At 42.5% G+C, this 6,508-nt stretch carries 5 protein-coding genes; all 5 read right to left on the bottom strand.

Annotated elements, in window-relative coordinates; all coding sequences use genetic code 11:
* Window positions 1–155: 155 nt before the first annotated feature.
* Entirely contained in the window at window positions 156–668 is a 513-nt protein-coding gene (locus tag O0550_RS02800) for an adenine phosphoribosyltransferase (protein ID WP_003338338.1), read from the bottom strand.
* A gap of 54 nt (window positions 669–722) precedes the next feature.
* Window positions 723–3,080: a single-stranded-DNA-specific exonuclease RecJ gene (recJ, locus tag O0550_RS02795; protein WP_258425591.1), complete on the bottom strand. Its 2,358-nt coding sequence runs from the start codon at window positions 3,078–3,080 to the stop codon at window positions 723–725.
* A 142-nt stretch (window positions 3,081–3,222) separates the two neighbouring features.
* A complete protein-coding gene (locus O0550_RS02790; RefSeq protein ID WP_258425590.1) occupies window positions 3,223–4,152 on the bottom strand; it encodes a cation diffusion facilitator family transporter in 930 nt (309 codons plus the stop codon).
* Between the two features lie 126 nt (window positions 4,153–4,278).
* Window positions 4,279–5,214 (bottom strand): protein translocase subunit SecF, encoded by a 936-nt coding sequence (secF, locus tag O0550_RS02785; RefSeq protein WP_083208722.1) that lies wholly within the window; start codon window positions 5,212–5,214, stop codon window positions 4,279–4,281.
* Window positions 5,204–6,439, bottom strand: coding sequence for a protein translocase subunit SecD (gene secD, locus O0550_RS02780; RefSeq protein ID WP_003338343.1), 1,236 nt, complete (start codon window positions 6,437–6,439; stop codon window positions 5,204–5,206). The genes secF and secD overlap by 11 nt, the downstream gene beginning before the upstream one ends.
* Between the last annotated feature and the right edge of the window lie 69 nt (window positions 6,440–6,508).

The raw sequence follows: 6,508 nt of genomic DNA, 5'->3' as shown, positions 1-6,508 counted from the left end.
AATTTCCATAGGGTAACTCACTCTCGTTGCCAAAGAAAAAACACCTCCAGGTTACTTCCATATCTTACGACATGGTTGCATTCTCTTGAAGGTGTTTTGATTTGTCTCACGTTATGGGGTCAGTCCCGGGCTCACAGAGGTTTTTATCCAACAGATTAGTATGTGATTAAAGAAGAAACCGGGATGTCACCTAGTTTTTCACGACCATCGAGATAGCTTAATTCAATCAGGAATACAGCCCCTACTACAATTCCACCCAATTGTTCAACAAGGTTGATAGATGTCTCGATCGTACCGCCTGTTGCAAGTAGGTCATCTGCAATCAATACACGATCACCAGGCTTGATTGCATCTTCATGCATTGCTAATGCATCACTGCCATACTCTAAGCTATAATCAGCTTGAATAGCTTTGTAAGGTAGTTTGTTTGCCTTGCGAATCGGAATAAACCCAACGTTCATCGCATATGACAATGGTGCCCCTACAACAAAACCACGCGCTTCCGGTCCTGCGATTACATCCACGTTTAGGGTATCAGCAAATGTTTTCAGTTCATTGATTGCCGCTTTATATACAGGGCCATCTTTTAATAGGGTAGTAATATCTTTGAAACGAATCCCCGGTTGTGGGTAATCTGGAATCACGCGAATATAATCTTTAAAGTTCATTAAGGAATGCCTCCTACAAAAGAATAAAAACAAAGTAAGTTGGATGCCCTTCTTCTAAGACTGATGAAGTATATCCAAATATTTTCCTAGTCCATCATGATTAGAAAGGAGCAGTTCGGCGTGTAGCTCGGCTTCCTCGCGCCAGTCTAGGTATCGTGAAGATGTATCCAAGGGCGCTTTAGCCGGTTCTGGATGCAATAGGTATGCTTGCTCGCTATCTTCAATAAAACGAAGCTCTATAAAAATAGTAAGCATTCGCTCCACAATGGAACGCTTTAGCTTCAATTTTTTAGCCAATGCATCGAGATGAGCCTTGTTGATTTTACCATATTGTCGAAAAATTTGATACAGCGCTTTAAAATCTTCGCGGCTCGGTACATGTAGCAATTCAAAGGTCTCGTCCGCTTCGCCAAATAAGCAGTAAATGGAGTCCATTTCATGTAACACAGTCATCGCTTGTCCCAATGCTTTTTTGGAGGAAGGAAGGTCATATAAGATGATCGAGCGACATTCTTCCTTCCAATCTCCTTGCATTTCTCCAGCATTCGTTACATACAGAAGCGACCTTTGGGTAAGCTGCTGACTTGCAAGTAAAGAGTGCAACCGATGATGGTTAGCTGCTTGGAATGTGATGGTAATCAACTCTTCCGCAACGATTTTATCCAACCATTTTTTCTCTTTATCACGCGTGCCTCGCCAGTCGAAAATCTGCTTATGCTTGACCGCTACATCACGAAGCAAGAATTGAGGCTTTCGCAACCCATTCCATTCATTAATCTGCAATTCACCAAGCACGGAAAGCTTTGATGTTGGAGCTACCTGTTCCATAATGGTGGCAAAACCAAAGCCGATAGCATCTAGTTGCGATTTCTCATGTGACAATACACATTTTAGATGTGTCTCATCCTTCCCAATTTTACGCATACCCTGATGACCAACTTTTTCACAGACAAGCATTGGAGTAGGGTTACCCATGCCGAATGGAGCTAAAGCTTCCAACTCTATAGCAAGATCTAGATTCATTTCATCAAACGCCACTTCAAGATCTACTCTTGTTTTTGGGATGAAGTCTTCTGGTTGCAGCCATTCCTGTGAAATACGATGCAACGCCTTGCGTAGCGGATCTACATTCTCTATGGGCAATGTCATACCCGCTGCCATTGTGTGACCACCATAGTGTGGTAGAAGCTCCTTGCACGCCGTCAATGCCTCATACATGTCGAAGCCAGCAATGCTTCGAGCCGAGCCTTTTGCTGCGCCTTTTTCAGGATCGATTCCAAGCACAATAGCAGGTCGATAGAATTTCTCCACTAAACGAGAAGCAACAATACCAACAACGCCAACGTTCCATCCCTCTTTGGCTACAACAATTACTCCACTCTGATCAGCCGGATATAGCTGTTCAACCATTTCAATGGCTTCTTCCGCCATCGCTTGAACTAACTCTTGGCGCTCCCGGTTCAACTCATCAAGTACTTCCGCTTGTTCCTTCGCTTCCTGTACATCCTCTGACACGAGCAATTTAACCGCTGCTTCTGCTGTTTCTAAACGACCGCCCGCATTAATCCGTGGTCCAATGGCAAAGCCTACATGTCCCGCAGTAATTTCTTTCTCCTGAAGCCCGCACACATCAAGTAAAGCTTGGATGCCTACATTGTGTGTTCGATTCAATCGTTGCAATCCTAAACTAGCTAATACCCTGTTTTCATCCACTAAAGGAACAAGGTCAGCAATCGTTCCTATCGCGGCCAAATCGATGAAATCCATCGGAGGCTCCTTTAACAGAGCTTGGGCCAGCTTAAAAGCAACGCCTACACCGGCCAGCATGTCAAACGGATAGGAACAGCCAGGTTTTTTAGGATTCATTACCGCAAACGCATCAGGTAGAAGCTCAGGTGGTTCATGGTGATCCGTCACGATGATATCAAGCCCCAACTGATTTCCATGCGCTACCTGCTCTACCGCGCTTATGCCAGTATCCACAGTCACGACAAGCCGAAAACCGCTGTCATAAATGTATGACAACGCTGTTTGGTTTAACCCGTATCCTTCTTTAAAACGATTCGGTATATAATAATCAAATGTGGCTCCCAATTTTCGTAACAAATGCACCATTAAAGCAGTGGAGCTAACTCCATCCGCATCATAGTCTCCATATATGCAAATCGGTTCATGGCGCTCAATCGCCTGTTGGATTCGATGCACGCTTTTGTCCATTCCATCCAATAAAAATGGATCATGTAGCTGTTCTGGACTCACATGCAAAAAGTCACGTGCCTTTTGTGACGTATCCATCCCTCTTTGAACGAGCAAACGTGCAAGCAAAGGCGATATCCCACACGCTTGGACAATCTCTGCACTTATTGCTTCGTCATATGGAGTGAGTTGCCATCGCGATTTCGCTTGTAGCATGAGGCAGCCCTCCAATCCTCATCCATTATATAAAGAAATAGAGGGCATGCCAAGCTTTCTTATTAAACGCAAAAAGCGTATGTTTTACGAACATCATGTCATAAATTAGCTTGAATTGTGAAAAAGTCCAATAATAACTGCATTATTCATGCGTCTTAGCAGGCTCCTCATCCCATGACTTTCCTTTTTCATCATATGGATTAATGTGAACAAACACATTTCGAATATCCTGATGTTTCTCCATTAAATTGCGTTTAACCTGTTTTCCGATTCGATGTCCATCCTCTACCGTTATATTCGGATCAACAGAAACCTTAATATCCACGATTTGATAGTGACCAGTTTCTCTGGCCCACAGCTCATCAATTCGCAAGACTCCCTCTACCTCCATAACTGTTTTACGCAAAGGCAAGGTATCTTCCTCGTGCAATACATGATCCATCGTGGAATGAATGGATTCCTTTAAAATATGGTAGGCTGTTTGTAATACAAGGAAGGATACAAAAATCCCTGCAATGGGATCAAGATAAACGGTCCAACTTACCCCTAGCTTCTCCCCAAGAATTGCCCCGCCAACACCAATTAACGCGGCGAAGGAAGAATATACATCAGAACGATGCTCCCAGGCATTCGCAATTAATGATTGGCTATTTAATTTTTTCCCTAGCTGATACTTATATCGAAACATCCATTCTTTTATAATCATGGAGCCTAACGCCGCCCATACAGCTAACATGCCAGGGGGCTCAAGGGGCTCATAGAGTGATTTATATGAGGAATACGCAATTTCAAAGCCCACAATAGCAAGTAGGATAGATACGATAATAGCTGAAATTGACTCTGCTTTTCCGTGCCCATACGGATGGTCTTGATCTGGGGGTGCCTCCGCTGCGCGAAGCCCTATTAAAACAGCTACTGACCCGATTACATCAGATGCAGAATGAACAGCATCAGCTACCATCGCTCGCGAATCAGCTACCCAGCCCACAAGTAATTTGACAAGCGCAAGCAACAGATTACCAACAATACCGACCCATGCAGCAAACTGAGCCTTTGCCAAACGATTTTCCACCTAGTTTCCTCCTCCTTGTATCAGTTGGATGAACCTATTGTATCATTTGCCCATCCACTACTTATTGTATTTTCTTGAGCATAAAAAAACCGCAGGGGATATCCCCCACGGTTTATTCTATCCAATTTAGTTCTCATTAGGAGTAGCTTTTAATCCTTTTTTCTTCATTTCACGTTCTTTCATAGATACCCAAATCTGTGCAGCGATAAAGATGGAAGAATACGTACCACTGATCAGACCAAAGATAAGAGCCAAGGAGAAGTTACGAATGCCTTCGCTACCAAAAATAGCAATCGCAGCAGCCGTAATGAACACGGTCAAAACTGTAAAGATAGAGCGGCGCATACTTTGCCATAAGCTCACGTTGACCATATGCTCTAAATCTTCAATGGTTTTTGTTTTCATTGTCCGCATATTCTCACGGATACGGTCAAAGATAACAATCGTATCATTGATAGAATAACCAACGATCGTTAAAATCGCTGCAATAAACGTTAAGTCAACTTCCAAACGGAACAAGGAGAACAAAGCAATCGGGATAAAAGCATCATGTAAGATGGAGATTACGCAAGCAATCCCGAATAAGAATTGGAATCGAATCGCAATATAGACAACAATCCCTGCAGAAGCAACTAAAACAGCGATAATGGCTTTATTCACTAGCTCATTAGCAATCACGGGGTCAACCGTAGATTCCTGTTTCGTTACCTGATCTCCATATTTTGCTTTAACAGCAGCCTCAATCTCTTTCAGCTTTTCTGGAGTGATCGTTTCTGTAAACGTTGTTGTTGCGAATTCCTTATTATTACCATATTTAGTTACATCTTTAAAGTGAACATCAGGCATTACTTTTGCAATAATTTGTTGAACATCTGCTTCATTAAACTGTTTGTTAATAAATAAATCCAAACGAGTACCTGCTGTAAAGTCAACGCCTTTATTTAGTCCAAACATTAGCATCGAGGCTAAACCTAGAACTAGTAGGATACCTGAAAACCAATAGAATTTGTGTCGGTTTTTAACAATATCAAATTTAACAATATCTTTTTCTTTAGAGTTCACCGATTTCACTCTCCTTTACACCAAACCAGCGCGGCTTCTTAAACGCATTGGAACGAAGAAGCAACCATAGCAAAAAGCGAGAGCCAAACACGTTGGTAATCAAGCTGACAATAAGAGTCATTGCTAGGATAATCGCGAAACCTTGAATGGAGCTCGTCCCAAAGTAGAAGAGCACGACGCACGCAATCAAAGTAGTAACATGTGAATCAATGATTGTAATCAACGAGCGACGTTCACCCGCACGGAAAGAAGACAGAATGGTCTTACCTGTCATGATTTCTTCTCGAATACGTTCATAGGTAATAATGTTAGCATCTACCGCCATACCTACAGCCAAAATAAAGCCGGCAATACCCGGTAGCGTAAGCGTAGCATGCATCCATTGCAACACTACTAAACATACATAAATAAACGCTGTTAACGTGATATTTGCAATTATACCAGGAACACGGTATACAAAAAGCATAAAGAGGAAAATTAGTGCTCCGCCGATATACCCTGCATAAATAGTCTTTTTCAAAGCAAGATCACCAAGGCTTGCTCCTACTGCCGTTACTTGCTTTTCAATTAATTTAGCTGGCAATGAACCTGCATTTAACGTTTCTGCTAATTCACGTGCCTCATCTTTTGTGTATTTACCTGTTATTTGTGCGCTACCACCTGTAATAACACTTTGAATCGTAGGATTTGTTAACAAGTTTTCATCTAAAAAGATAGCAACTGGTTTTCCTAAATTTTTACGTGTTACTTCTGCAAACTTTTCTGCATCGGCAAACTTCAGAGTAACAAGTGGCTCATTTAGCTCACCATAACCAATAGCAGCACCACCAGGCGCTAGGTCTGTTCCACGCATAACGACTTCACCTGTCATGTCACGGAACGTCAATACGGCTGGTTTCCCGATCAACGTACGCAGCTTCTCAGGATCAGTAACCCCTGCCAATTTAACGCGTACGCGGTTAGGATTTTCAATGGTTACCTCTGGCTCAGAAACTCCCCCGATATTAACACGTTTCTCAATCATCTGAGCTGTTGCTGCAAGTAGTTCAGTGTTTGTTTTGTGCTTTGCATCAAGTGGTTCTACTTCATACAAAATCTCAAATCCGCCTCTTAAGTCAAGACCAAGTACGATATTGCCCGCTACTTTTGTGGTAGTAGTGGCCATGAGCGTACCTAAGAGTCCGATCACCAGTAGGAAGAGAACAAATCTACTCCACTTTATCATCTAACATAATGCCCCTTTCCCAATGGATACCAAGCGTTCATACGCAAATATCCCAATTCAAAGAATCAA

It is taken from the genome of Brevibacillus halotolerans, assembly GCF_026891775.1.
Classification (GTDB): Bacteria; Bacillota; Bacilli; order Brevibacillales; family Brevibacillaceae; genus Brevibacillus_B; species Brevibacillus_B halotolerans.
Note: the sequence above shows the minus strand (reverse complement) of the source record. Positions and strands in the feature narration are given on the sequence as shown.

What these genes read in the sequence shown, in the direction of transcription:
- O0550_RS02800 (WP_003338338.1), bottom strand. Translation starts at nt 668, where the DNA reads ATGAACTTTAAAGATTATATTCGCGTGATTCCAGATTACCCACAACCG.
- recJ (WP_258425591.1), bottom strand. Translation starts at nt 3,080, where the DNA reads ATGCTACAAGCGAAATCGCGATGGCAACTCACTCCATATGACGAAGCA.
- secD (WP_003338343.1), bottom strand. Translation starts at nt 6,439, where the DNA reads ATGATAAAGTGGAGTAGATTTGTTCTCTTCCTACTGGTGATCGGACTC.